General features: G+C 69.7%; 26 protein-coding genes. 9 read left to right on the forward strand and 17 right to left on the reverse strand.

Features of this window, described 5'->3' with window-relative positions; translation table 11 throughout:
• Positions 1–561, reverse strand: a complete 561-nt coding sequence (locus PRL19_RS02410; RefSeq protein WP_046001308.1) for a L,D-transpeptidase — start codon at positions 559–561, stop codon at positions 1–3.
• A gap of 125 nt (positions 562–686) precedes the next feature.
• On the opposite strand from PRL19_RS02410, the gene PRL19_RS02415 reads away from it, so the two are divergent.
• Together PRL19_RS02415 and PRL19_RS02420 are read left to right on the forward strand one after the other, a co-directional pair.
• Positions 687–2,918: a heavy metal translocating P-type ATPase gene (locus PRL19_RS02415; protein WP_273743756.1), complete on the forward strand. Its 2,232-nt coding sequence runs from the start codon at positions 687–689 to the stop codon at positions 2,916–2,918.
• Positions 2,915–3,559, forward strand: a complete 645-nt coding sequence (locus tag PRL19_RS02420) for an arylesterase (protein ID WP_273743757.1) — start codon at positions 2,915–2,917, stop codon at positions 3,557–3,559. The genes PRL19_RS02415 and PRL19_RS02420 overlap by 4 nt, the downstream gene beginning before the upstream one ends.
• A gap of 6 nt (positions 3,560–3,565) precedes the next feature.
• Here PRL19_RS02420 and PRL19_RS02425 read toward each other — a convergent pair whose 3' ends face one another.
• From PRL19_RS02425 to meaB, 4 genes are all read right to left on the reverse strand, one after another.
• Positions 3,566–4,036 (reverse strand): copper chaperone PCu(A)C, encoded by a 471-nt coding sequence (locus tag PRL19_RS02425; protein ID WP_273743758.1) that lies wholly within the window; start codon positions 4,034–4,036, stop codon positions 3,566–3,568.
• Positions 4,037–4,156: 120 nt separating this feature from the next.
• Positions 4,157–4,453, reverse strand: coding sequence for a 50S ribosomal protein L28 (gene rpmB / locus PRL19_RS02430; protein WP_046001306.1), 297 nt, complete (start codon positions 4,451–4,453; stop codon positions 4,157–4,159).
• Between the two features lie 126 nt (positions 4,454–4,579).
• Positions 4,580–5,614: a bifunctional transcriptional activator/DNA repair enzyme AdaA gene (locus tag PRL19_RS02435; RefSeq protein ID WP_273743759.1), complete on the reverse strand. Its 1,035-nt coding sequence runs from the start codon at positions 5,612–5,614 to the stop codon at positions 4,580–4,582.
• A gap of 65 nt (positions 5,615–5,679) precedes the next feature.
• Positions 5,680–6,654 carry a methylmalonyl Co-A mutase-associated GTPase MeaB gene (gene meaB, locus PRL19_RS02440; protein WP_273743760.1) on the reverse strand — a complete coding sequence of 325 codons (975 nt, stop codon included), beginning with the start codon at positions 6,652–6,654 and terminating at the stop codon, positions 5,680–5,682.
• A gap of 122 nt (positions 6,655–6,776) precedes the next feature.
• Between meaB and PRL19_RS02445 the strand changes: the two genes are divergently transcribed.
• From PRL19_RS02445 to PRL19_RS02455, 3 genes are all read left to right on the forward strand, one after another.
• Complete coding sequence (locus PRL19_RS02445; RefSeq protein ID WP_273743761.1) at positions 6,777–7,163, forward strand: SoxS protein; 387 nt, start codon at positions 6,777–6,779, stop codon at positions 7,161–7,163.
• An 86-nt stretch (positions 7,164–7,249) separates the two neighbouring features.
• Positions 7,250–8,542, forward strand: coding sequence for a serine--tRNA ligase (gene serS, locus PRL19_RS02450; protein WP_273743762.1), 1,293 nt, complete (start codon positions 7,250–7,252; stop codon positions 8,540–8,542).
• Between the two features lie 54 nt (positions 8,543–8,596).
• Positions 8,597–9,340 carry a hypothetical protein gene (locus PRL19_RS02455; RefSeq protein ID WP_127899170.1) on the forward strand — a complete coding sequence of 248 codons (744 nt, stop codon included), beginning with the start codon at positions 8,597–8,599 and terminating at the stop codon, positions 9,338–9,340.
• Between the two features lie 6 nt (positions 9,341–9,346).
• On the opposite strand, the gene der is transcribed toward PRL19_RS02455, so the two are convergent.
• The 9 genes from der to PRL19_RS02500 form a co-directional block, all read right to left on the reverse strand.
• The gene (der, locus tag PRL19_RS02460) at positions 9,347–10,831 is read right to left on the reverse strand and encodes a ribosome biogenesis GTPase Der (RefSeq protein ID WP_046001301.1); all 1,485 of its coding nucleotides are present in this window, start codon (positions 10,829–10,831) and stop codon (positions 9,347–9,349) included.
• Positions 10,828–12,144 carry an outer membrane protein assembly factor BamB family protein gene (locus tag PRL19_RS02465; RefSeq protein WP_045983618.1) on the reverse strand — a complete coding sequence of 439 codons (1,317 nt, stop codon included), beginning with the start codon at positions 12,142–12,144 and terminating at the stop codon, positions 10,828–10,830. Before PRL19_RS02465 ends, der begins: the two co-directional genes overlap by 4 nt.
• Before the next feature lie 26 nt (positions 12,145–12,170).
• Positions 12,171–12,812, reverse strand: coding sequence for a tetratricopeptide repeat protein (locus PRL19_RS02470; protein WP_273743763.1), 642 nt, complete (start codon positions 12,810–12,812; stop codon positions 12,171–12,173).
• 130 nt (positions 12,813–12,942) lie between these two features.
• Positions 12,943–13,542 carry a superoxide dismutase gene (locus tag PRL19_RS02475; RefSeq protein ID WP_045983614.1) on the reverse strand — a complete coding sequence of 200 codons (600 nt, stop codon included), beginning with the start codon at positions 13,540–13,542 and terminating at the stop codon, positions 12,943–12,945.
• Between the two features lie 110 nt (positions 13,543–13,652).
• On the reverse strand, positions 13,653–14,171 hold the full coding sequence (locus PRL19_RS02480) for a sarcosine oxidase subunit gamma (RefSeq protein ID WP_273743764.1): 519 nt from the start codon (positions 14,169–14,171) through the stop codon (positions 13,653–13,655).
• Positions 14,164–17,094, reverse strand: a complete 2,931-nt coding sequence (locus PRL19_RS02485; RefSeq protein ID WP_273743765.1) for a sarcosine oxidase subunit alpha family protein — start codon at positions 17,092–17,094, stop codon at positions 14,164–14,166. The genes PRL19_RS02480 and PRL19_RS02485 overlap by 8 nt, the downstream gene beginning before the upstream one ends.
• A complete protein-coding gene (locus tag PRL19_RS02490) occupies positions 17,091–17,438 on the reverse strand; it encodes a sarcosine oxidase subunit delta (RefSeq protein WP_046001297.1) in 348 nt (115 codons plus the stop codon). The genes PRL19_RS02485 and PRL19_RS02490 overlap by 4 nt, the downstream gene beginning before the upstream one ends.
• Positions 17,439–17,603: 165 nt before the next feature.
• Positions 17,604–17,864 (reverse strand): hypothetical protein, encoded by a 261-nt coding sequence (locus PRL19_RS02495; protein WP_273743766.1) that lies wholly within the window; start codon positions 17,862–17,864, stop codon positions 17,604–17,606.
• 91 nt (positions 17,865–17,955) lie between these two features.
• The gene (locus PRL19_RS02500) at positions 17,956–19,221 is read right to left on the reverse strand and encodes a sarcosine oxidase subunit beta family protein (protein ID WP_273743767.1); all 1,266 of its coding nucleotides are present in this window, start codon (positions 19,219–19,221) and stop codon (positions 17,956–17,958) included.
• 174 nt (positions 19,222–19,395) lie between these two features.
• Between PRL19_RS02500 and ccmI the strand changes: the two genes are divergently transcribed.
• The 3 genes from ccmI (at position 19,396) to PRL19_RS02515 (ending at position 21,404) form a co-directional block, all read left to right on the forward strand.
• A complete protein-coding gene (gene ccmI / locus PRL19_RS02505) occupies positions 19,396–20,625 on the forward strand; it encodes a c-type cytochrome biogenesis protein CcmI (protein ID WP_273743768.1) in 1,230 nt (409 codons plus the stop codon).
• Positions 20,622–21,098 carry a Holliday junction resolvase RuvX gene (ruvX, locus tag PRL19_RS02510; RefSeq protein WP_045983362.1) on the forward strand — a complete coding sequence of 159 codons (477 nt, stop codon included), beginning with the start codon at positions 20,622–20,624 and terminating at the stop codon, positions 21,096–21,098. Before ccmI ends, ruvX begins: the two co-directional genes overlap by 4 nt.
• A gap of 120 nt (positions 21,099–21,218) precedes the next feature.
• On the forward strand, positions 21,219–21,404 hold the full coding sequence (locus PRL19_RS02515) for a DUF1289 domain-containing protein (protein WP_273743769.1): 186 nt from the start codon (positions 21,219–21,221) through the stop codon (positions 21,402–21,404).
• Here the strand turns inward: PRL19_RS02515 and PRL19_RS02520 are convergent.
• Both PRL19_RS02520 and PRL19_RS02525 read right to left on the reverse strand, forming a co-directional pair.
• Positions 21,368–22,312 (reverse strand): DnaJ C-terminal domain-containing protein, encoded by a 945-nt coding sequence (locus PRL19_RS02520; protein ID WP_045983360.1) that lies wholly within the window; start codon positions 22,310–22,312, stop codon positions 21,368–21,370. The two genes, PRL19_RS02515 and PRL19_RS02520, sit on opposite strands and share 37 nt — an antisense overlap.
• Before the next feature lie 57 nt (positions 22,313–22,369).
• Positions 22,370–23,428, reverse strand: coding sequence for an aldo/keto reductase (locus tag PRL19_RS02525; RefSeq protein WP_252927629.1), 1,059 nt, complete (start codon positions 23,426–23,428; stop codon positions 22,370–22,372).
• Between the two features lie 338 nt (positions 23,429–23,766).
• On the opposite strand from PRL19_RS02525, the gene PRL19_RS02530 reads away from it, so the two are divergent.
• Positions 23,767–24,438 (forward strand): helix-turn-helix transcriptional regulator, encoded by a 672-nt coding sequence (locus tag PRL19_RS02530; RefSeq protein WP_273743770.1) that lies wholly within the window; start codon positions 23,767–23,769, stop codon positions 24,436–24,438.
• On the opposite strand, the gene PRL19_RS02535 is transcribed toward PRL19_RS02530, so the two are convergent.
• Positions 24,435–25,931 (reverse strand): phospholipase D-like domain-containing protein, encoded by a 1,497-nt coding sequence (locus PRL19_RS02535; RefSeq protein WP_273743771.1) that lies wholly within the window; start codon positions 25,929–25,931, stop codon positions 24,435–24,437. The genes PRL19_RS02530 and PRL19_RS02535 overlap by 4 nt on opposite strands.
• Positions 25,932–26,044: the final 113 nt, after the last annotated feature.

Genomic DNA, 26,044 nt, shown 5'->3' on the forward strand with positions numbered 1-26,044 from the left:
TCAGAAGACGTAGACGGGCGTGCCGATGGGCACCTGGTCGAACAGGCTCATCACGGCCTCGTTGCGCATGCGCAGGCAGCCGTTGGAGACCGCCCGCCCGATCGATCCGGGATCGGTCGTGCCGTGGATGCGGATCGCGGTGTCGTTGCCCCGGTCGTCATACAGGTACAGCGCCCGCGCCCCCAGGGGGTTCTGCGGACCGCCGGGCATGCCGTCGGCGTATTTGGCATAGGCGCCGGGGTTGCGTTCGATCATGTCGTCGGTCGGGCGCCAGCTGGGCCATTCGACCTTGCGGCCGATCGTGGCCTTGCCCTTCCAGACCAGTTCGGCCGTGCCGACGGCGACGCCGTAGCGGACCGCCTTGCCCGGTGCGACAACGTGATACAGGAAGAAGTCGCGGCTGACGACGACGATGCTGCCGGTCTCGAAATCGTCCCGGATCTCGACCTCGATGGGGGCATAGGGATCGACCGCCGCCTCCTGGGCGCCGGCCAGCGTCGGGGCCAGGGCGGGTGCGGCCACCAGCAGGGCGGCCAGAGAGATCATCTGACGACGGTTCATGGCGCAGTTCCAATCGGTTTGCTTTTCCCCCGGATACAGCGAAACGCCCCCGGCCCGCAACTCACGAGGGCGTTCGGCCGCCTCGCGGCCTTGACCGCGCGTCCCCCGCGCCACATCTGTCACCCATGACCCAAGCCGCAGCCCCGATCCCCGCAGATGGTCTGCCCGTCACCCGCCTGGCCATCCGGGGCATGAGCTGCGCGGCCTGTTCGGGACGCGTGGGCCGCGTGCTGTCGGCCCGCCCCGATGTGGCGGATGCGCAGGTGAACCTGGCCACGCACCGCGCGCAGGTGACCCACCATCCCGCCCTGACCCCGCAGGCCTTGGCGCAAATCGTGACGGATCTGGGCTATCCTGCGACGGTCATCGCCGACCGCGCGCCACCACCCCCGGACGAGGCCCCGGCCCTGCGCCGCGCGGCCCTGACCGCCGCCGCCCTGACCCTGCCCGTCGCGGTGGTCGAGATGGGTGGCCATCTGGTCCCGGCCTTCCACCACTGGCTGCATGCGCTGGTTCCCATGCGCGCGTTGTGGGTCGTGCAGATGATCCTGACGCTGGCGGTGCTGGCCGGACCGGGGCGGCGGTTCTTCGGCACGGGGATTGCCGCCCTGCGCCGCGGCGCCCCCGAGATGAACAGCCTGGTGGCGCTTGGCGCGGGCACGGCCTTTGCCTTTTCCGCCGTCGTGACCCTGGCCCCCGGCCTGGTCCCCGCCGCCTCGCGCCAGGTGTGGTTCGAGGCCGCGGCGGTGATCGTCACCCTGATCCTGACCGGCCGCTGGCTGGAGGCGCGCGCCAAGGGCCAGGCCGGCGCCGCGATCCGCGCGCTGCTGGCCCTGACGCCCGATCACGCGACGGCGCTGCGGGACGGGCATCCGGTGCGTGTCGCGGTGGCCGACCTGCAGCCGGGCGATCTGGTGCAGCTGGCGCCCGGCGAACGCATCGCGCTGGATGGCGTGCTGACCGAAGGCGCGGGCCATGTCGACGAATCCATGCTGACGGGTGAACCCGTCCCGGTGCTGCGCGCGCCCGGCGACACGGTGACCGGCGGCACCGTCAACGGCGCGGCCGCCCTGACCTATCGCGTCACGGCCACGGGGCCGGACACCGTGCTGTCGCGGATCGTGGCCCTGGTCGAAGAGGCGCAGGCCGCCCGCCTGCCGGTGCAGGCGCTGGTCGACCGGGTCACGCGGATCTTCGTTCCGGTGGTGATGGGCATGGCGGTGCTGGCCTTCGCGCTGTGGCTGACCTTTGGCCCCGACCTTGCGCATGCGGTCGTGGCGGCGGTGTCGGTGCTGATCATCGCCTGCCCCTGCGCGATGGGCCTGGCGGTGCCGATGTCGATCATGGTGGGCAGCGGGCGCGGCGCGCGGCTTGGCATCCTGTTCCGCCAGGGCGATGCCCTGCAGAAACTGGCGGGCGCGCGGGTGGTGGCCTTTGACAAGACCGGGACGCTGACGCAAGGCCGCCCCCGCGTGACGCAGATCTGGACCCACGGCATCGACCGCGACGCGGCCCTGCGCCTGACCGCCGCGGCCGAGGCCCGATCCGAACACCCCTTGGGCCGCGCGATCCTGGCCGAGGCAGGCGGCATGACGCTGCCCCCGGCGCAATCGGTGACCGCCCTGCCCGGACGCGGCCTGACCGCCACGGTCGAGGGGCGGTCGCTGCTGATCGGCAACGCCGCCGCGCTGCAGGCGGCGGGCATCGTGCCGGACGCCGCCCTGATCCGCCATGCCGATGCCGCATCGGCCGATGGCGCGACCCCGGTGCATCTGGCCGCCGACGGCCGCCACGTGGCGACATTCGCGCTGGCTGATCCCGAACGCCCCGAATCCGCCGCGGCCATCGCCGCCCTGCGCGACATGGGCCTGCGGACCCAGATGCTGTCGGGCGACCTGCCCGCCACCGCGCAGGCCATGGGCGCGCGGCTTGGCATCGACCGGGCGCAGGGCGGGCTGACCCCCGACGACAAGCTGACGGCGATCCGCGCGATGGGGCCGGGCAGCGTCTTCGTGGGCGACGGCATCAACGATGCGCCGGCGCTGGCCGCCGCCGACACGGGCATCGCCATCGGCACCGGGACCGACATCGCCATCGAGGCCGCCGATGCGGTGCTGATGGCGGGCGATCCGCAGGGCGTCGCCCGCGCGATCCGTCTGTCGCGCGCCGTAATGCGCAACATCCGCCAGAACCTGTTCTGGGCATTCGCCTACAATGCCGCGCTGATCCCGGTTGCCATGGGCGCGCTGGTGCCCTTTGGTGGGCCGCAACTGTCGCCCATGCTGGGGGCCGGCGCGATGGCGCTGTCCTCGGTCTTCGTGGTGACCAATGCCCTGCGCCTGAGGACTGCCGCATGATCCTGACCCGCCGCCACCTGCTGACCGCCGCCGCCGCCGCCACACTGGTCCGCCCCGCCCAGGCACAGGCGCTGCCGCGCATCCTGTGCTTTGGTGACAGCCTGACCGCCGGTTTCGGCCTGGGCCCGACCGAGGGGCTGGTCCCGCAGCTGTCGGCCTGGCTGGCCGATGCGGGGCGCCCGGCGGACCTGATCGATGCGGGGCTGTCGGGGGACACGACCTATGGCGGCCGCGTGCGGATCGAGCTGTCGATGCGCCGCCACCGCCCCGATGCCGTCATGGTCGAGCTGGGCGGCAACGACATGTTGCGCCGCTGGCAGCCCGCAGATGCCGAGGCGAACCTGGACGCGATCCTGCAGACCGCGGGCAGCGGCGGGCGGCCCCTGCTGCTGGTCGGCATCCACGCCCCGGCGGGCCAGCCCGACTGGCGCCGCGCCTGGAGCGGGATCTGGCCGCGTTTGGCCGAACGCCACAGCGCGCTGCTGCTGCAGGATCTGTATGCGCCGCTGGCACAGGTGCCCGCGACCGATCGGGCGCCCCTGCTGCTGCGGGACGGGGTTCACCCGTCGGCGCAGGGGGTGGCGCTGATCGTTCGGCACCTGGGTCCGGTGGCCGCCCAGCTGGTCGAACGGGCGGCCTGAGGGGCCTCAGTGGCCCTGATGGTCGCCGTGGTGGTGATCGGCGGGGGCGGCATCCTCGCGCTGGTTGTCGACGACGACCTGCACCTCCTCGGTGCCGCAATCGCCGAAATCCATCGACAGGGTCAGCGTGTCGCCATCGGCCAGCGGTTCGGCCAGGCCCAGCATCATGATGTGGTCGCCGCCGCGGTTCAGGGCGTGGGTCTGACCGGCGGCGACGGCGATCCCGTCCTCGATCCGGGTCATCTTCATGACGCCGCCTTCCTCGACATGGGTGTGCAGCTCGACCCGCTCGGCCGCGTCGGACGACACGCCCTGCAGGGTGCAGGCGACCTGACGGTGGTTTTCCAGCTGCATGAAGACCGCGCCCACCTTGGGGTTGGTGCTGCGCGCATAGGCGTCGTTGGCGTGCATGCCGTCATGGGCAAGGGCGGCCACCGGGGACAGCACCGCGACGGCGGCCAGGATCGACAGTTTCATTCGGCAAGGTCCTTGGATGGGGCCGGGGCGCGCACAGGCCGCACCGCACGGGCCGGGGTTCCGGACATGCAAAAGCCCCGCCGGAAAGGCAGGGCCATGCATCATCCGACGATCATCGGATCAGGCGGTCGCGGCAGCCGATTCGGCCTTGACCAGGTCGCGCTTGATCTTCTGGGCGCGGTCCGACAGCTCGGTGTCCTTGGCTTTGGCCAGGAAGGCGTCCAGGCCACCGCGGTGATCGACCGAACGCAGCGCCGCGGCCGAGATGCGCAGCGAGTAGCCGCGGCCCAGCTTTTCGGACAGCAGCGTGACCTCGTTCAGGTTCGGCAGGAACCGGCGACGGGTCTTGTTGTTGGCATGGCTGACATTGTTACCGCTCATCGGGCCTTTGCCGGTCAGTTCGCAGACGCGCGACATGGTGTGTTCCTTCGTCTCAGCTGTGCGGGCGGGGGGTCCGTCCCAATGTGAAAAGGCGCCGCGAGGCAGCGCCCGGAATTCCGTTCGCGGGTGGCTACCGCATGAGGGGCGCGTCGTCAAGCCTTGTCAGGTGATTCCATAGCCGCGCTCCAGCGCGATCAGGCGCTCCTTGCGCCACAGGCCGCCCGCATATCCGGTCATGGTGCCATCTGTGCCGATTACCCGGTGACAGGGCACGACCAGCGCCAGCCGGTTCGCCCCATTGGCCGCCGCGACCGCGCGGACGGCGGTCGGATGGCCGATGGCCGCGGCAAGCTGCGCATAGCTGCGCGTTCGGCCCGCGGGAATCGCCTGCAGTTCCTGCCAGACGCGGGTCTGGAACGGCGTGCCGCGCAGGCGCACCGGCAGGTCCAGCCGCCCGTCGCTGCCCGCGAAGAACCGGGCCAAGGCGGCCTCGGCCCGGTCGGTCACCGCGGTGCGGCCCAGCCCGATCCGCCCCCCCGCCATCACCGACAGCCGCCGCAGCCCCTGGGGCAGCGCCTTGCGGTCGGTGAATTCCAGCAGGTGCAGGGCGTCGTCATCGGCGATGGCGATCATCCCGCCCAGGGGCGTATCGATCCAGTCCGCGCGCAGGTCCGCGGCCCCCCGCATCTGGTGCGGCGCATGCCCGAACAGGCGTGCAAAGGCCTGCCGGAACCCCGATGCCGAATCGAATCCCGCGTCCAGCTGTGCGTCGATCATCCTGCCTCCTTGCGTCAATGTGGTCAGGCCCGCGCGCAGCCGTGCCGCGCGCGCCAGCTGCAGAAAGCTGGTGCCCAGATGCTGGCGGAACAGCCGCCGCACGGTCGAGGGGTCATGCCCCAGGGCGGTCAGCTCCGCCTCGGACCAGCGGCGGGCGGGGTCGGCGGCCAGCGCCGCGCCCAACGTGGCGACCAGCGGCGGCACCTGCCCTTCGGGACGGCAGCGCAGGCAGGGGCGGAACCCCGCGGCCCGCGCGGCGGCGGCATCCGCGAACCAGCGGCAGTTGTCGCGCCGCGGCTTGCGCGCCGGACAGGTCAGCCGGCAAAAGATCCCGGTCGAGGTGACGCCGACCAGCGCCCGCCCCTCATATCCCGGATCGCGCGCCAGCAGCGCGGCATACAGATCGTCATGGTCCGGCATCGCCCCCTCCTGTGCGGACCGGTCTAGCCGATTCGCGGACAGGGCGCGGCGCGTTTTCGGGCATTTCATCGCGGCTGCCGCAACCAGTCCAGCATCTGGCGCGCGGCCTCGACCGGGGGCAGCGCGCCTTGGGTGACACGGGCGCCCAGATCACTGATGCGCGCGCGGGCGTCCGGGGCGTCCAGCTGCGCCAGCAGCCCGCCCTGCAGTTCGGCCATGAACCAGTCGCGCGCCTGTTCGGCCCGGATGCGGTCGAAATGACCGGCATCGCGGCGCCAGTCGGCCAGATGGCGCATGCAGGACCAGGCTTCGGGCAGGCCCGCGCCGGTGGTCGCGCTGACCGGCATGGCCTTGGGAAAGCCGTCGGGGTCCTGCGGGCGCTTGCGCAGCAGGCGCAGCGCGCCCGCGTAATCGGCCACCGTCCGGCGCGCGGGCGACAGCAGGTCGCCATCGGCCTTGTTCACCAGGATCAGGTCGGCCATCTCCATGATGCCGCGCTTGACCCCCTGCAATTCGTCGCCGCCCGCAGGCGCCAGCAGCAGGATGAACAGGTCCGACATCTGTGCGACCAGGGTTTCGGATTGGCCGACGCCAACCGTCTCGATCAGGACGACGTCGTGGCCCGCGGCCTCGCACAGGCGGATCGCCTCGCGCGTGCGGCGGGCGACGCCGCCCAGATGGGCGCTGGAGGGGCTGGGCCGGACATAGGCGCGCGGGTTGCGCGACAGAAGCTCCATCCGCGTCTTGTCCCCCAGGATCGAACCGCCCGACCGGGTCGAGGACGGATCGACCGCCAGCACCGCGACGCGCAGCCCCTGTTCGGTCAGCATCGTGCCGAACGCCTCGATGACGGTCGACTTGCCCACCCCCGGCGTGCCCGACAGCCCGATCCGCAGGGCCGTGCTGTCGGGCAGCGCCGCGATCAGGCGGCCTGCGCGGTCGCGGTGGTCGGGGCGGGTCGATTCCACCAAGGTGATCGCGCGCGACAGCGCCCGCCGATCGCCCCGCAGCAAGGGTGTCAGAAGATCGTCCGTCGTCATCGCCGCCTTGTCCCGCTTTGCGCGAGACACTGGACCAGCCACCGCCGGGGGGCAACCCCGTCGACCTTGTGCCATGGGCCGGCAGGGCGTAATCTGGCGCCATCCCGCGTGGAGGTCCCGTCATGCCCATCCTGTCCCGCCGCACCGTCCTGATGGGCGCCGCGGCCGTGATGCTGCCCCTGGGGGTGCGGGCTGCGCCGCCGTCGGGCTGGCGGCTGATGATGGTCGAATCGCCCGCCTGCCACCATTGCCGCGCCTGGCATGCGCAGATCGGGCCGGGCTATGCGACCTCGGCCGCGGGGCGGGCCGCGCCGATCCTGCATGTCGACGTGGATGGCCCCTATCCCGATGGGCTGGCACTGGCACGGCGACCCTGGATCACGCCCACCTTCTTGCTGCTGTCGGACGGATCCGAGGCGGGCCGGATCGAGGGTTATGTCGGCCAGCGCTATTTCTATCCCGTGCTGGAGGAGATGATGCGCGGTGCGGGACTGACACTAAGCGCGTGATATTCCTGCGGTGGCGGCGGGCCGGGCTTTCTGTCGCGGTCGGCATGCGCTAGTCAGGCACCCAGACAATTTGCGAAGGTGCCGCCATGCATGACATCCGTGCGATCCGTGACAATCCCGATGCCTTCGAGGCGGCGCTGAACCGCCGCGGGCTGACCGGCCTGACCGCGCAGATCCTGTCGCTGGACGAGGCCCGCCGCGACAAAATAAGCATGGCCGAAACTGCTCAAGCCGAGCAAAATAAAGCCAGCAAAGCTGTTGGCGCAGCCAAGGCCGCTGGCGATGAAATAGAATTTGAGAATCTGCGCAGACGAATTGCGGTTACGAAAGCCACTGTATCGGTCATGCAGGCCGAAGCCGCCGATCTGGACGCGCAGCTGCGCGACCTACTGCTGGGCATTCCGAACCTGCCGCTGGACCGTGTCCCCGAGGGCCGGGACGAGGACGACAATGTCGAACTGCGCCGGTGGGGCACGCCTGCGGCCCTGGACTTTGCCCCGGTCGAGCATTTCCAGATCGCCGGCGTCGTGCCGGGCATGGATTTCCAGACCGGCGCCAAGCTGTCCGGCAGCCGCTTCGTCGTGCTGAAGGGGGCGGTCGCGCGCATCCATCGCGCGCTGGCGCAGTTCATGGTCGACCTGCATGTCGACCAGCACGGGCTGGAGGAGACCTGGACCCCGGTCCTGGTGCTGGAACAGATGATGCTGGGCACCGGCCAGCTGCCCAAGTTCGGAGAGGACAGCTATCTGACCCGCGAAGGGTACTGGCTGATCCCCACATCCGAGGTGACGCTGACGAACACCGTGAACGGCGACCTGCTGGACCAGGCCGCCCTGCCCCGCCGCATGGTCGCCCACAGCCAGTGCTTCCGATCCGAGGCAGGCAGCGCGGGCCGCGACACCACCGGCATGCTGCGCCAGCACCAGTTCGAGAAGGTCGAGATGGTGTCGATCACCGACGCCGATACCGGTCTGGCCGAACATGACCGCATGACCCGCTGCGCCGAGGCCGTGCTGGAGGCGCTGGAGCTGCCCTATCGCACGATGATCCTGTGCACCGGCGACATGGGCGCGGGCGCGCGCATCACCCACGACCTGGAGGTCTGGCTGCCGGGCCAGGACCGCTATCGCGAGATCAGCAGCGTCAGCTATTGCGGCGACTATCAGGGACGGCGGATGAACGCGCGCTATCGCCCGGCAGGCGGGGGCAAGCCGGAATTCGTGCACACCCTGAACGGGTCCGGCCTGGCCGTCGGGCGCGCGCTGATCGCGGTGCTGGAAAACGGCCAGCAGGCCGACGGATCGGTCCGCCTGCCCGCGGTCCTGCACTCCTATCTGAAGGGCGCAACCACGCTGACCGCCCAGGGATCGCTGGCCTGACACCCCGATTGCGGACGGCGCGAAACTGCCGCAGGCCGGCGCGCGTTGGCCTGCATGACACGGATCGGTTCAGTCTTGCATCTGGTGGTCGCCGCGATCTTCGTGATCTGCGGCGTGATCTTCGCGATGCAGCCCGATGCGCGCATCATCACGGACGCGGCGCGTCTGGCGGCGCCGCTGCTGCCGCCCGTCGCGCCGACCAGCATCGCCATTCCCCATCTGTACCTGAACCCCGACAACCTGCTGATGTGGATGCTGCTGATCGCCGTCTGGATGATGGTGATGCTGGATGCCGTCGGACAGTGGATCGACCCGTCTGATGACGAGCCGATCCGCGCGGGCCGACCGCGCGTGTGGCCGATGCTGCTGGGGGCGCTGGTCCTGGCATCGGTCTGGCCACTGCTGATCGACAATCCGGGCGTGCTGACCCTGGCCTCCGTGGCCGGGGCCGTCGCCGCGACGGTGGGCGCCCGGCGCGCGGCGGGTCGGCATCGCCCCGCGATCGGGTTTCTGGCCGGATGGGCCACCGCCCTGGCCTCGGCCGCGCTGGCGGAACTGACCGCCGTGCAGTTCGGCCTGTCCGCGCAGATCGTGTCGGCCGTGGCGATCCTGCCCGCCGCGGCCCTCGGCATGGCCGCGCAGATGTGGATCGGCCCAAGCGTAGGCTATTCCGTGGCGCTGATCTGGGCATTCTGTGGGCTGGCCATCTCGACCATGGGCAGCGATCCGATGATCGCGCTGGCCGCGATCATCGGGATCAGCGCGATGGCCACGGTGCTGATCCGCGCGGCCAGCTGACCCGGGTCAGCTGCCCTTGGGTTTCTGGCGATGCTTGTGCTTGGACAGCGCACCAGACTGCACGATCTTGGTAGCCTTGGCCTTGTAGGGGTTCTCGCCGCCCTGATCGCGGAAGAACAGGCGGATCGGCGTGCCGGGCATGTCGAAATCGGTCCGCAGCCCGTTGATCAGATATCGCTGATAGCTGGTGGGGATCTGGTCGGTATGGGTCGATTTCACGATGAACGCGGGCGGACGCGTCTTGACCTGCGTCATGTAGCGCAGGCGGATGCGGCGGCCACCGGGGGCCGGGGGCGGATGGCTTTCGGTCATCGCACCCAGCCACTGATTCAGGCGGGCGGTCGGCACGCGGCGGTTCCAGACCTCATGCGCCTTGATGACGGCATTGTGCAGGCGGTCCAGCCCCTTGCCGGTCTTGGCCGACACGGTGATCAGCGGCGCGCCACGCAGCTGCGGCAGCAGCTTTTCGAAACTGGCGCGCATCTCGTTCAGCTTGTGGGACTTGTCGTCCTCGGTGTCCCACTTGTTGACGGCAATGACGACGGCGCGCCCCTCGGTCTCGGCGAAATCGGCGATGCGCAGATCCTGGGTCTCGAAGGGGATCTCGACGTCCAGCAGGACGACGACGACCTCGGCGAAGCGCACGGCCCGCAGGCCGTCGGCCACCGACAGCTTCTCCAGCTTCTCGGTCACGCGGGCGCGCTTGCGCATGCCGGCCGTGTCGAAGATGCGCATGGGCGTGCCCATGAAGTTTGTGGTCACGCTGATCGAATCGCGGGTGATCCCGGCCTCGGGCCCGGTCAGCAGGCGGTCCTGTCCCAGGATCTTGTTGATCAACGTCGACTTGCCCGCATTGGGGCGGCCGATCACGGCGATCTGCAGGGGGCGGGCCTCGGACGGGCGCCAGTCCTCGGAACCCTCGCCCGATTCGGCGTCCTCCTCGGACAGGTCCAGGTCGGTCACGGCCTCGATAGGGGCGGGACGCTCGGCCTCGATCCTGTCGGCCAGGGGCATCAGCACGCCGTAAAGGTCGTCCATCCCCTCGCCATGCTCGGCCGAGATGCGCAGGGGCTCGCCCAGGCCAAGGGCATAAGCCTCCATGGCCCCCGCCTCTCCGGCACGGCCCTCGGACTTGTTGGCGGCGACGATGACGTGCTTGGCGCGGCGGCGCAGGATCTCGGCGAAATACTCGTCGGCCGCGGTGATGCCGATGCGCGCATCGACGACGAACAGGCAGATGTCGGCCTCGTCAACGGCGCGTTCGGTCAGGCGGCGCATGCGCCCCTGAAGGCTGTCATCCTCGGCCATCTCCAGGCCCGCACTGTCGATCACGACAAAGCGCAGGTCGCCAAGGCGGCCCGCGCCCTCGCGGATGTCGCGGGTCACGCCGGGCTGGTCATCGACCAGCGCAAGTTTCTTGCCAACCAGACGGTTGAACAGGGTGGACTTGCCCACATTGGGCCGCCCGACGATCGCAAGGGTGAATGTCATCTGAACGCATGCAACTGGCCGTTGCGCGCAACGACGTAAAGGGTTTGACCGGCGACCACCGGGGCCGATGCCGCCCCACCGGGGATCGCCACCTGACCGACCAGCGCGCCGGAGGCGGGATCGAAGCTGCGCAACATGCCATCGCTGGAGGCGATATGCAACCGCCCCCCGGCCAGCACGGGACCGTAATGCGCGTGGACCGCATCCTGACGCCGCACGCGCTGCGTGGTGTAATACGGCAGGGGCTGGCGCCAGACGACGCCGCCCGTCGCCGCATCCAGCCGGACCAGCTGGGCCTGATCGTTCACGGCAAAGACCGACCCGCCCGCGACGACGACCGGGCTGTTGGCGCCCTCGTCCGCGGTCCAGTCGTTCAGGCCGGTCGACAGCTCGACCGCGCTGATGCGCCCGGAAGAGGTGCCCGAATAGACGCGCCCGCCCGCGATCACAGGATCGCCGGTCACGTCACGGACCACCGCGATGGCGCGTCCGGGACGGGTGCCCGCGATCTGCGACGTCCAGTTGGTCAGGCCCGACTGACGGTCCACCGCCACGATCTGCCCCGACGAGAACGGGAACACCACCGTGTCGCCCTGTACGGCCGGGACCGACACGCCCATGACGCCCGACCCCGACGGCGTGCCCGCCGCCTGCCACAGCACGCGCCCGTCGCTGGCGCGCACGGCCCAGCCCACGGCGTTCCGGGCCGCGACATAGACCACGCCGTCCTGCACGGCCGGGCCGCCGCCGATAGAGGCCTCGACCCGCTGGCGCCACAGCACGGCGCCGCTGGCCGCGTCCAGCGCGACCAGTTCGCCGAAACCGGTGGTGACGAAGACGCGCCCGCCCTCATAGGCCAGACCGCCGCCCGAGGCGCTGTCGACATTCTCCAGCGCGGGCGTCACGTCGGTGGACCAGGCACGCCCGCCGTTCAGCGCGGTCGCGGTGACGCGGGCTCGGCTGTCCAGGGTAAAGACCCGGCCCGCCGCCACGACGGGGTCGGCGGTGATGCGGTGACGACGGGTTTCACCCTGGCCGATGGATGCGGACCACAGGGCCGTGCCGCCCGCGCCCAGGGCCAGATGGCCCGGCGCATGGGCGGCGTTGCCGCCGCGATGGGTCCATTCGCCGTTGGTGACCGGGGCGGACAGGGACAGCGCGGTGCCAGTGATGCCCGCCGCACCCTCGACCGCGGGACCGTCGGCCGAGATGACGGCCAGGGGGTCCAGGCGTTCTCCGGGCAGGATGATTTCGCGGTCGCCGCAGCCGGCAAGTCCCAGTCCGGCGGCCATCGCCAAGGTCAGTCGCAGCATGGCGGTCATCCCTGTCTCTCAGTCCGTTATTCGGTCGGTTCGGGCGTCTCGCCCAGGGCGATCATCATCTCGGACAGGCGACGACGCAAGGCCTCGGTCAGGCCGTCCTTGTCCTGGATCTGACGGATCAGGGTGATCGCATCCTCGGGGCGCCCGGCACCGATCAGGGCCACGGCCTTCTGTTCCAACGCCAGCAGCTCGAACGGTGCACCGGCGCGCGACAGGCGGGTCAGGATGGCGTCGCGTTCGGCCGCATCCATCTCTGCGCCCTGTGCCATCACCAGCTTCAGCTGCGCCAGCTCTCCCAGCACGCTGTCGGGCTGGGCATCGGCCACGCCCTGCAGCGCCTGTGCGCGGGCATCGGGATCGGTCTGCGCGCCCGCGGCCAGCAGCCCGGTCAGCGCCTGCCGCCCGGCCGAGCCGCGCGGATCGACGGCCAGAACGGCGGCGGGGTCGTTCTCGGCCTCGGCCGCCAGGATCGCATCGCCCCAGGCCTGCGCCGCGGCGCGGTCCTGGGCGGCGCTGTATTCGCGCCAGGCGGTGAAGCCGACCACCGCCACGATCACCAGGACCACGATCCAGCCGTAACGGCGCATCGCCCCGTACAGGCGGTCGCGCCGCAGCTCTTCGGTGACTTCGTCGATGAAGGTGTCGCTCTGGTTGGCCATGCCCGCCCTGCCGATCTGTCCTGTGTTCCCGTGGTCTTATACCGCGATGGACGGAAATGCCAATGCCGGCGCGGGCGCCACGCAAAAGGCCCGCCACAGGGGGCGGGCCTTTCGATCGATGCGTCCGACCTCACATGCGCGAGGCGACGTTCTCCCAGTTCACCAGCTTGTCCAGGAAGTTCTCCAGGTACTTGGGCCGCGCGTTGCGGAAGTCGATGTAGTAGCTGTGCTCCCACACGTCGCAGCCCAGCAGCGCCGTCTGACCGGTGCACAGCGGGTTCACGCCGTTCTCGGTCTTGGTGATCTCCAGCTTGCCGTCGGCATTCTTGACCAGCCAGACCCAGCCCGACCCGAACTGGCCGACGCCGGCCTCGGCGAACTTCTTCTTGAACTCCTCGACCGAACCGAAGCTGTCCTTGATCGCGGCTTCCAGGTTGGCGGGCATCGGGCCGGGGTTCGGGCCCATCATCTCCCAGAACTGGGCGTGGTTCCAATGCTGGCTGGCATTGTTGAAGATGCCGTTCTGCGCCACGGCGCCCTTCTGGTAGGTGCCCTTGACGATATCTTCCAGCGACTTGCCTTCCCACTCGGTCCCGGCCACCAGCTCGTTCAGCTTGGTGACATAGGCGTTGTGGTGCTTGTCATGGTGATACTCCAGCGTTTCGCGCGACATGCCGCCGGCTTCCAGGGCATCGTGCGAATAGGGAAGATCGGGAAGGGTGAAGGCCATTTTGCGGTCCTTTCGAAAGGGTTGGTTCGGCTCGGCGCGAACGGTCGCGCATTCGGGGGACCAACGCAAGGGGTGGACCGGGGTTCCGATCCCCCCTTGCGCCAAGGTGGTCAGCGCGGCGCCAGCTGGCTGCCCGGCATGGCCGCATTGGTCAGGATCAGCGACAGGTAGTCCGCCGTCGACCGAAAGCCGATCACGCGGAACCCGCCGTCCATCCGCCAGAAGGCTGCGGCGGTCTGCGCCATGCGCGTGCGGCGCAAGACGCCCGACGGCAGGGCCGCGGCATCGACCGGGGCGAGTTTCGCGATCACGTCCGCGGCATGGGGGCCCGTCACGTCAAAGACCGCACGGGCATCCGACACGTCGGCCACCAGCCCGTGTTCACCCGTCAGCGCCTGCGTCAGGTCCGACAGCGCGGCGGAAAGGTCCGATGCGGGCAGGATCAGCAACAGCTCGTCCGGCGACATCCACGCCAGGGTGCGGCTGCCGTCGGTCACGGTGCCGGTCGCGTCGGGGATCGCCAGGCCCGCGGCCTCGGCCAGGGCGTCGCCCGCGCGGTCCAGATCGGCCCGGATGGTGATCATGCCCAGGCCCGCGACGGGGGTGATGGTAGCCAGCGCTTCAGCCATTCTGACGGCTTCCTTCCTTGTCGTAGAAGACCGGATCGACGATCCGGGCCTGCATCACCGCACCGTCCGGCATCGGGAAATCCAGGACCTGCCCCATGCGGGCCGGACCGTGGCGGACCAGGCCCATCGCGATGGGCTTGTCCAGCGTCGGCGAGTGATAGCTGGAGGTGACGCGCCCCTGGGTCTTGCGCTGGCCGTTGCCGTTCGTGCCGTCCGCCACCGCATAGGCGCCGTCGGGTATGACCTTGCCGGACAGGCTCTCCAGCCCCACCAGCTTCCAGCGGGTGCCGTCGGTCATGTGGCTGCGGCGTTGGGCGCGCTTGCCGATATAGTCGGCCTTCTTTTTGGATATCGCCCAGTCCAGCCCCAGATCCTGCGGGATGATGGTGCCGTCGGTCTCGTCCCCGATCATGATGAAGCCCTTTTCGGCGCGCATCACGTGCATGGCCTCGGTCCCGTAGGGGGTAATGCCCAGATCGCGGCCGACCTCGTGCAGACGCTCCCACAGCTCCAGCCCGCGATTGGCGGGCACCGCGATCTCATAGCTGAGCTCACCCGAGAAGCTGATGCGGAAGATGCGGGCGGGGATGCCGGCGATGTCGCCTTCGGCCCATTGCATGAAGGGCAGCGCCTCGGCCGACAGATCGATGCTGCCCGGCAGGCGTTCCAGCAGGGCGCGGGCCTTGGGTCCGGCCACGGCGATCTGGGCGAACTGTTCGGTCAGGTTGGCGGTATAGACCTTCCAGTCCCACCATTCGCATTGAAGCCAGTCCTCCATGTGCCCATGGATGCGGTCCGCGCCGCCGGTGGTGGTGTGGCACAGCCAGGTGTCGTCGGACAGGCGCGCCACGACGCCGTCATCCATCAGGAAGCCGTTCTCGTTGCACATCAGGCCATAGCGGCATTTGCCAACCGGCAGGGTGGACATCATGTTGGTATACAGCATGTCCAGGAACCGCCCCGCATCGGGCCCCTTGACGATGATCTTGCCCAGGGTCGAGGCGTCCAGCGTGCCGACGCCCGCCCGCACCGCCAGGATCTCGCGGTTGACGGCGGCGTGGCGATCCTCGGTCGCGCGGGGATAGGCATAGGGGCGGCGCCAGTGGCCCACCGGCTCCCAACTGGCGCCGTTGCGGTCGTGCCATGCGTGGATCGGCGTCTTGCGCAGCGGCTGGAAGGCCTCGTCCTTCGCCTCGGCCGCGATAGTGGCCAGGGTCAGCGGCGTGTAGGGCGGACGGAACGTGGTGGTGCCGGTCGCCTGGATGGGCTGGTTCAGCGCGTTGGACAGCACCGCCAAGCCGTTGATGTTGGACAGCTTACCCTGGTCGGTCGCCATGCCAAGCGTGGTATAGCGCTTGGTGTGCTCGACGCTGGCATAGCCCTCCTGGGCGGCCAGTTCGACATCGGTGACCTTCACGTCGTTCTGGAAATCCAGCCACATCTTGGCGCGCAGCTTGTAGGGCGCGCGGGCGGGCATGACCCAGACAGGCATGGTCACACCCGCAGGGCTTTCCAGATCGCCGGCGCAGTGCAGATCACCATTGGCGGCCCCCACGACGGTCACGTTGCCCTGCCCGTCCGCACCCAGGGGCGGGCGGTCGGGGTCGGGGCGGAACATCGATTGCGCCTCGTCCCAGGTCAGCTTGCCGCCGCAATGCGAATAGAGATGCACGACCGGCGACCAGCCGCCCGACATGGCCACCACGTCGCAATCGACGGTCTGCCGCGGCGCGCCGTCGCCCTGGTGGTCGCACAGCACCACTCCCTCGACATGCTTGCCCCCCTTGACCTTGGCGACGGCCATGCCGGTCAGAACGGTGATGCCCGCGGCCCGCGCGGCCTGGGGCAGCGCCCCGTCGGCGGTGGGACGGGCATCGACGATGGCCGGCACCTCCAGCCCCGCGGCATGGGCCGTCAGGGCGGTGCGATAAGCGTCGTCGTTGTTCGTGACCACGACGATGCGCCGCCCCGGCGCCACGGCGTAATCGGTGATGAAATCGCGGACGGCGCTGGCCAGCATCACGCCCGGCACGTCGTTGCAGGCGAAGGACAAGGGACGCTCCAGCGCGCCGGTCGCGGCGATCACCCGGCCCGCCCGGATGCGCCACAGGCGCTGGCGGGGGATGCCCTGGTTCGGGTCATGATCGGCCAGCGATTCCCGCGCGATCAGATAGCCATGGTCGTAAAGGCCGGTGGCCATGGTGTTGCGGCGCAGGGTGACGGTGTCGCGGCCTTGCAGGTCGGCCAGCAGCGCATCGATGGCGGCCTGTCCGCCGTCGTGGTCGGTGGGCGTGCGCCCGCCCCAATGGGCGGCCTGTTCCAGAACCAGCACGGTGCCGCCCGCCTCGGCCGCATCGCGTGCGGCGGTCAGGCCTGCGATGCCGCCGCCGACCACGACCGTGTCGGCAAAGCCGTAGGCCTGTTCATAGCGGTCCGGATCGGGGTCGGTCGGTGCCCGGCCCAAGCCCGCGCTGCGGCGGATGATCGGTTCGAACAGGTGCTTCCAGAAGGGGCGCGGATGGATGAACGTCTTGTAGTAGAAGCCCGCCGGAAAGACCGGCGACAGCCAGTTGTTCACCGCGCCCACATCGGCATCCAGGCTGGGCCAGCAGTTCTGGCTGCGCGTGACCATGCCGTGGGTCAGGGGCGTGGTGGTGGCGCGCTGGTTCGGTTCGAACCGGCCGCCCTGGCCCAGGCCCAGCAGCGCGTTCGGCTCCTCGGCGCCCGAGGCCAGGGGACCACGCGGGCGGTGATACTTGAAGGACCGGCCCATCAGCATCTGGCCGTTGGCCAGAAGCGCCGAGGCGATGGTGTCGCCGGTCAGCCCGCGCAGGTGGCGGCCGTCAAAGCGGAACGGCACCTGCCAGGCACGGTCGATGCGGCGGCCACCGGCGGGCAGTCGGAAGGGGGGCGTGTGGGTCATTCGGCGATGCCTTCGGCGGGGGTCCAGTCGGGTGTCCAGTCGGGGCGGACCTTGCGGATCGCCTCCACGATCTGGGCAGGGGGATGGGGCGTCTGCGCCCTGTAGGTTCCGAACACCTGCAGCGTGGCGGTGCAGCGCGCGGCCAGGAACCATTTTCCGCAGCCATAGGCATGGCGCCAGCGTTCGAAATGCACGCCCTTGGCGTTCTTGCGCGCGAACAGGTAGCTTTCGAACTCCTCGTCGGTGCCGTTCGGGCCGATGCGGGCCAGGTGCGCCTCTCCGCCGGGATGCAGTTCGGTTTCCTCGGCGTTCACACCGCAATAGGGACAGGTCAGGATCAGCATCGGGCTTCCTTGGGGTGCGAGAGTTGCGGATGCGAAAAGGCACCGCAGCGGCGCGAGCCGGCGGTGCCGTCTGTCCGACATGCCGTCGGACGCAGGCCGGGGGCTGACCGCCCCCGGACCCCCGTGGTCGCGCAAGACGACCGGGCCGTCCCGCGCGTCAGGGCATCAGTTGGCCGGAGCCGGCGCGGCCGGTTCGGCAGGGGCGTCGACGGATACGGGGCTGTCGGTCTCGACAGAGACGGCAGGGGCGTCGGCCGCAGGTTCGGCCGCCGGCGTGTCGACGCTGATGTTGGTCGTGTCGCCTTCGACCGGGTCGGTCGTGGCAACGCCGGTCGGTTCGCCTGACATGAAGAAGAACAGCAGTGCAACGACGACGACGATGCCGCCGACGATGAAGTAGAGGCCATTGTTATTGCGGTCAGCCATGATGAACCCTTTCGGTCGGACCTGTCATGGCAAGGCAATTCGCGGATGGCGTCCGGGGTTCCGTCGCGGGAAAACATCGGCGCGCCCTCGCCTAATGCGCGACGCCGGCGGCGACCGATTCGTCGATGAACCGGCCTTCGCGGAAGCGGTTCAGCCCGAAATCGGCGGCCAGCGGACCCGGCGTTCCCTTGGCGACCAGCTCGGCCATCGCCCAGCCGGAACCGGGGATCGCCTTGAACCCGCCGGTTCCCCACCCGCAGTTCACGAAGATGCCGCCCACCGGGGTCGACGACAGGATCGGGGACCGGTCGCCGGTCATGTCGACGATGCCGCCCCATTGGCGCAGCATCTTCAGGCGGCTGATCATCGGGAAGGTCTCGATCAGGGCGCGGACGGTTTCCTCGACATGCTGCCAGGAGCCGCGCTGGGTAAAGTTGTTGAACCCGTCGGTGCCGCCGCCGATCACCATCTCTCCCTTGTCGGATTGCGACATGTAGCCGTGGACGGTGTTGGCCATCACGACCACGTCCATGCAGGGCTTGATCGGTTCGCTGACCAGCGCCTGCAGCGCGACGCTTTCGATGGGCAGGCGGAACCCGGCCATGGCCGCCAGCTGGCTGGAATGGCCCGCGACCACGATCGCCAGCTTGTCGCAGCCGATGCGCCCCTTGGAGGTGTTGACGGCGCGGACCTGCCCGCCCTCGGTCTCGACCCCGGTCACCTCGCAGTTCTGGATGATGTGCATGCCCATGTCGGAACAGGCCCGCGCATAGCCCCAGGCCACCGCGTCATGGCGCGCCGTTCCGCCGCGGGCCTGATAGAGGCCACCCAGCACCGGATAGCGCGGCCCGCCCAGGTTGATGATCGGCACCTTGGCCTTCAGCTGCTGGGGATCCAGCCATTCGGTCTGAACGCCCTGCAGGTTGTTGGCATAGACGGTGCGCTTGTAGCCACGGATCTCGTGCTCGGTCTGGGCCAGCATGATCAGCCCGCGCGGGCTGAACATGATGTTGTAGTTCAGGTCCTGGGACAGGGTCTCGTACAGGCTGCGCGACTTCTCATAGATCGCGGCCGACGGGTCCTGCAAATAGTTCGACCGGATGATGGTCGTGTTGCGACCCGTGTTGCCGCCGCCCAGCCAGCCCTTCTCGATCACCGCAACGTCGGTGATGCCGAAGTTCTTGCCCAGGTAATAGGCCGTCGCCAGCCCGTGCCCGCCCGCACCGACCACGATCACCTTGTAGCGCGATTTCGGTTCCGGGCTGGCCCAGGCCCGCGTCCAGCCCTTGTGCTGACGCAGCGCCTCGCGGGCGATGGCAAAGACGGAATAGCGTCGGGCGCGGGGGGCTTCGGGCATGGTGCCTCTCAGGAAACGGGTTGCCTGCACCATGGCTGCGGCGGGCCCGACCCTCAAGGCGGCTTGCGGCAGATCGCGGCGAAATGCGACATGCGACATTCGGACAGCCCTGTCGCAGCGCGCTTTCGGTCCGCCGCCATCCGCGCTAGGAACGGGGCCAACCGGAGGTGACGCATGTTCTGGATCCTGGCTGCCGCCCTGACGGCCATCACGGCCCTTGCCATCCTGTCGCCCCTGCGGCGGGGTCGCGGGGGTGCCGCCCCTGCCGCGGCCTACGACCTGCGCGTCTATCGCGACCAGCTGGCCGAGGTCGAACGCGACCTGGACCGCGGCGTGATCGGCCCCGACGACGCGCAGCGCCTGCGCGCCGAGATCGGGCGCAAGGTTCTGGACGCCGACCGTCGCGCCGCGCTGTCGGCCCCTGCCGCGCGCGGCGGCCGCGCGCTGTGGCCCGCGGTCGCGCTGGTCGCGATGCTGGCCGGTGCCGTGGCGCTGTATCTGCGTGAGGGCGTTCCGGGCGCCCCCGACATGCCGCTGGCCGAGCGCTTTGCCGCCGCCGACGCCGCCTATCGCGACCGCCCCAGCCAGGCCGAGGCCGAGGCGGCGGCCCCCGCCCGTCCCGCGCCCGACCTCTCGCAGGCCGATCCCGAATACCTGACGATGATCGACCAGCTGCGCGACGCCGTCGGGCGCAACCCGGACGACCAGCAGGGTCTGGCGCTGCTGGCCAGCAACGAGATGCGCCTCGGCAACCTGGCCGCCGCCCGCGCGGCCCAGCAGCGGCTGGTCGACCTGCGCGGCGATCAGGCCGATGCCGTCCAGCTGATGCAGCTGGCCACGCTGATGGTCGATGCCGCAGGCGGCGTCGTCACCCCCGAGGCCGAGGCCGTCCTGCGGCGCGCCCTGACGCTGGACCCCACGCAGCCGCAGGCCCGCTATCTGCAGGGCGTCCTGCTGATCCAGAACGGACGCCCCGATCGGGCCTTTCCGCTGTGGCGCGGCCTGCTGGACGAAGGCCCCGAGGGTGCGCCTTGGATCGCCCCGATCCGCGCCGCGATTCAGGACCTGGCCTGGCTGGCGGGCGATGACGAATACCGCGCGCCGGCACCCCCCGCCGCGGACCTGCCCGGCCCCGATGCCGACGCCCTGGCCGCGGCCGAGGACCTGTCCCCCGAGGATCGTGCCCGCATGATCCAGGACATGGTCGACCGCCTGCAGCAGCGCCTGGCGACGCAGGGCGGCTCTCCCGAGGAATGGGCGCGGCTGATCGCGGCGCTGGCGATGCTGGACCAGCGCGACCAGGCGACCGCGATCCTGACCGAGGCCCGCCAGCGTTTCGGCAGCGCCCCCGACGCCCTGGCCCCGATAGAACGGGCCGCGACCGATGCGGGGCTGGACGGATGATCCACGAGGACATGACCGATTTCGCCGCCGCCCTGCCCCGCTTCGGCGCGCTGGCCGGGCTGGACCTGGGCACCAAGACCATCGGCGTCGCCGTCAGCGACGGCATGCGGGGCGTGGCGTCCCCCATCACCACGATCCGCCGGACCAAGTTCACCCAGGATGCGCAGGCGCTGCTGACGCTGATCGCAGACCGGGGGCTGGCCGGGCTGGTCCTGGGCCTGCCGCGCAACATGGACGGCTCCGAGGGGCCGCGCGCCCAGGCCACCCGCGCCTTTGCGCGCAACATGACCCGGCTGACCGACCTGCCCATCGCCTACTGGGACGAACGCCTGTCCACGGTCGCCGCCGAACGCGCCCTCCTTGAGGGCGACACCTCGCGCAAGCGCCGGGCCGAGGTCATCGACCAGGTCGCCGCGGGCTACATCCTGCAGGGCGCCCTCGACCGCCTTCGCCACATCGCGACCCATGGATAAGGGCGCGACCGCCGCGCGGCAGCGCGGCCATGGGCCAAGCGGCAGCGTCCGGGCCGGGCTCCGCACGGCCCGTCCCCCGCGACCCGAACCCCGCTCCGCGCCTCAGAAAGACAGCCGCCGATGATCGAAAGCCCCTGCATCAAGCTGTGCCGCATCGACGCGGACCGCAACCTGTGTCTCGGCTGCCACCGAACCCTGGCCGAGATCGCGGCCTGGGGCCGCATGACCCCCGATGCCCGCGCCCGCGTCATGGCCATGCTGCCCGCGCGTCAGGACGCCTCGGACATGCCCCGCCGCGGGTCATAGGCGTTCTCGCGCCGCCATTCCTCGAAGAACGCCGCCAGCTTGGCGTCCACCTTGGCCGGCATGGCGATGCGCAGCTCGACATGCTGATCGCCGCCGTTCACGCCGCGCCCCCGCAGCCGCAGCCGCTGCCCCGAGGTCGCGCCCCGCGGGATGGTCAGGTTGACGGGCCCGTCGATGGTCGGGGCCGCGACCTTGCCGCCCAGCACCGCCTCGTCCAGGCTGATCGGCAGGATCAGGTGGATGTCGTCGCCGTCGCGCGTGAACTGGGGATGCTCGGCGACCCGAACCTCAAGATAGGCGTCGCCGGGCTCTCCGCGGCCGATGCCGGGTTCGCCCTTGCCGCGCAGGCGGATCACCTGGCCGTCGCGCACGCCCTTGGGGATGGTGACCTCCAGCGTGCCGCCCTGCGGCAGGGTGATGCGATTGCGCCCCCCACGGACCGCGGTCAGGAAATCCACCTGCAGCGCCAGCCGCAGGTCCTGGCCGCGCATGTCGGACGTGCGCCCGCCGCCGAACCCGCCAAAGCCCCCGAACCCGCCAAAACCGCCGCCGCCCCGCGGAGAGGCGCGCTGTCCGAACAGGTCGGCAAAGACATCCGACAGGTCCGGATCGCCGCCATGGCCGGGCGCGTCACCGAACGGGTTGCCGCCCGCCCCCGGGCGACCCTGCCAGCGGGGTGCCTGTTCCTGGCCCTGGGCATTGATCTCGCCCGCGTCAAAGCGGCGGCGCTGGTCGGCATCCTTCAGCAGGTCATAGGCAGCCGAGGCCGCCGCGAACCGTTTGGCGGCGGCCGGATCCTGGTTCAGGTCCGGGTGATCGGTCTTCGCGATGCGCCGATAGGCCTTCTTGATCTCATCGGCACTGGCGCTTCGCGACACGCCGAGTGCTGCATAGGGATCGCCTGCCATGCCTGGTCCTTCGTGTTCATCCGTCCTGTCGGTAAGATAGAGACGGTCGGGTTCACATCAATAGGGCAGCGGGTGGGCGCGGTGCAGGCGCTCGATCCCGCGACGCAGCTCGTCGGGCAGATCCCGGTCCAGACCCGCGATCAGATGGCGCAGCTGATCCATCGTCGTGGCACCGATGATCGGCACCACCTTGAAAGGGCGCGTCAGCTGCCAGGCGATGACCATGTGCACCACGTCCCAGCCATGCTCCGCCGCCAGGCGGCCATAGGCCTCTGCCGCGGCCACCCCGCGGTCGGTCTTGCGCCCACCCAGGTTGCCCTGCCCGCCGGTGGCCTTGTCGACCGCCGCGCGGCTGCCCTCGGGCATCGCGCCCGAGGCGTATTTCCCGGTCAGCAGGCCCGCCGCCAGCGGCGAATAGGACAGCAGCGTGACGTCCTCGTTCACCGCGACCTCGGCCAGATCGGTGTCGTAGAGACGATAAAGCGGCGAATACTCGTTCTGGATTGCGGCCATCCGCGGCCCGCCGATCTCATCGGCCACGTCGCACCACCGCGTCAGGCCCCAGGCCGATTCGTTCGACAGGCCCACGGCGCGGATCTTGCCCGCATCGACCGCATCCGACAGCGCGCCCAGTACGTCGCGCATATGCGCCAGCGTCTGCGCCTTGTCCTGGCCCGACGGATCGAAGGCCCAGTTCTGCCGGAACCCATAGGATCCGCGCACCGGCCAGTGCAGCTGATAGAGGTCGATCCGGTCCGTCTGCAGCCGGCGCAGCGAGGCGTCGATGCAGGCCGTGACCGTCGCCCCGTCGAACGGCGCCCCGTCGCGGACCATCTGGCTGGGTCCGGTGATCTTGGTCGCGATCTCGACCCGGTCGCGGTTGCCGGTCCGCGCCAGCCAGCGCCCAATGATCTCCTCGGACAGGCCGACCGTCTCGCGGCGGACGGGGTTCACGGGATACATCTCGGCGCAGTCCATGAAGGTCATCGCGACCTCTAGGGCGGCATCCATCTGCGCATGGGCCTCCGCCTCGGCGGTCTGGTTGCCGAAGGTCATCGTTCCCAGGCAGATCCGGCTGACCTCGATCGCGCTGCCGCCCAGTTTCACACGTTCCATCGGACCACTTCCCTGTTCGCGATTTCGGGCGCAGGCTAGCGATCCCCCCGCCGGGCGCAAGCCCGCGTCGGACATGAAAAAAAGGACACCCCCGAAGGGGCGTCCTGACATGACTGAAATGAGGGCATAGCGCCCGCTAACCGTCCCGACAGGCACGACGTGCGCAAGACATCGCATAAGGGCAAATGACCCCGCGGGACTATAGCCCCGTAAGGCTATGTTGCCCCGCTGCAACGACAGTCAGGAAAGCCCCCCTTGCCGTACCCGCCGGCTGCTCTTAAATGGGCGAACAAATCTGTTCACCCCGTGTCGTTTTCGCTGTTCCAGGTGTCTTCCGGATGTCCGTGCACGCCCTTGCCCAGATCGACAATGCCCTGTCGGTGCTGGCACCCCGCGGCTTCACCCTGGGGTTGCATATCCGCTATTCGCGCCCGGTCAGGCGCGTGTCGACCTATCCCTCTCAATGGATCCAGACCTATACCCGCTGCAATCTGGGCGTCGGCGACCCGATGGTCATGTGGTGCGTCCTGAACGAGGGCCAGATCCGGTGGAGCGCCCTGACCCGCCTGCTGCCCGATCCGCTGAACGTGATGGGCCAGGCGCGCGATCACGGCCTGACCTACGGCGCGGCGCTGTCCTACGGCCCGGCCGAATCGCGGTCCTATATCGGGGCGTCCCATGGCGAGCGCGAGTTCACGGATGCCGAGATCGCCAGCATGGCCGACCTGCTGAAACGGGCGCATGACATGGTCGACCGCACCGCCTCGCTGCGTCCGATCCTGGTCGACGCGCTGGAGGCGATCGCCTGCGGCATGACCTATGACCAGGCCTGCGAGGCGCTTGGCATCTCCCGCACCGCGCTGCGCTATCGGCTGCGCATGGCGCGCACCGCCCTGGGGGTCGAAGACAACCCCCATGCGATCCGCAAGGCCATTGATGCGGGGCTGCTGAACGGGATCAGCGTGTCCGGGCTCAGCAAGGGGCTGCCCACGGGGCCCGACCAGGACTAGGCCGACTTGCGCCGGCGCCATTTCAGGCGCTTGGGCCAGTGCCAGCGACGGATCAGGCCCTTGCGCTTGCCCAAAGGCTCAAAGATCTTGTCGGGCCCTTCGGGGTCCAGGATCTCGTTCTCGGCCAGCCAGGCCTCGAAGCCGCTTAACTCGGGGATCTCATAGGGGATCAGGGTGCGGCCCTGCCCCTGCGTGCCGCGATTGGCATCGATCATCGCGATCAGGCTGCCATGTTCCTTGATGCCCTGCGTGACCTGACCGGGCGTCATCGCCAGATGTTCCGCCAGCAGGTCGTCGCGCAGCGCGGTGATCGTGGCGCGCGTCGCCTCGGCACCCGGACGTTCGGCGGCCAGCATCACGTCGCACTCCGTGTCCAGCCGCATCGAGCGGTTGTTGAAGTTCGACGACCCGACCCGCAGATAGGTGTCGTCGACGATCGTCACCTTGGCATGGACATAGATCTCGGCGCCCGCATCGGTCACCGGGTGATAGATGCGCAGCCGGTCGCGATGGTCCAGCTTGCGCAGCGCCTCGACCAACTGGGCGCGGGCGGTGTCCATCGCCATCGGCTCCAGCCAGCCTTGGGCGCTGACCGGGTTGATGATGACGATCTCGGGGGGATCGTCCTCGGCCAGGCGCTTGGCGATGGCCTGGGCGATGCGGCGGGATGCGAAATACTGACTTTCGGCATAGATGACCCGTTTCGCCCGCGCGATCAGGTCCAGATACATCTGCTCGACCTCGTAGGCCGGCTGGACGTCGGGAATGTCCGGACGGGTCCGCGCGATGGCCAGCGCCACGTCGCGGAAGGTGGGCTTGATCGCGTCGGGCCAGCATCCCGACGCGTCGCTGACCGCCGACAGCTCCTCGCCGCAGGCGATGCGCCAGCGGTCGCGGGCCAGATCGCCCATCGCCCGCGCGGCGGGTCCGTCAAAGGCGCTGGTCGCGTCGTGCCAGGGCTTCATCAGCTTGCCGCTGGCGCTGGTGCGGCGCGGATCGTCGTCCTTGTGTTCGCGCGTGTCCCACCGGCCCTCGGTCATGTCGATGCCGCCGCAGAAGGCCAGGCAGTCGTCGATGACGACGATCTTGTGGTGATGCGAACTGGCCAGCGGGTGCTTGCCGTCCAGGCGCAGCGTGATGCGCGGATGCATCTTCCAGCGCAGGATCGTCAACAACGTGCTGCCCCGGAACATCGCCTTGAAGGCACCGGTGTCCCACCGCAGCAGGCGCACGTGCAGCGTGGGGCGGCGGCGGGCCAGCCACATCACGAAATCGCCCAAGGCCGGGGGGCCGCCGTCCGCGGCGTCGCCCAGGTGGATGCGGGCGTCGAAGTCCCAACCGATCATCAGGATCGAATGGCGCGCCTGCAGCATGGCCTGGCGCACGGCACGGAAATATTCGTCGGCATCGGCGATGAACGCGAACCGCCCCGATTGTTCGACCCGCCAGCAGTTCCATCCCGGACGGGCCAGCCGATCACTCGAAGCATCCATGTTGTCCCGCCGTCCCTTTTGCTGCTGCCCCGCCATGCGGCGCGTCAGCGCAACACGAAGGGCGACCTTCGGTTCCATTAAGGAAGTGTTTGCCGCACGATCAAGGTCGACCG

Source organism: Paracoccus marcusii (assembly GCF_028621715.1).
In the GTDB taxonomy this organism is placed as follows: domain Bacteria; phylum Pseudomonadota; class Alphaproteobacteria; order Rhodobacterales; family Rhodobacteraceae; genus Paracoccus; species Paracoccus marcusii.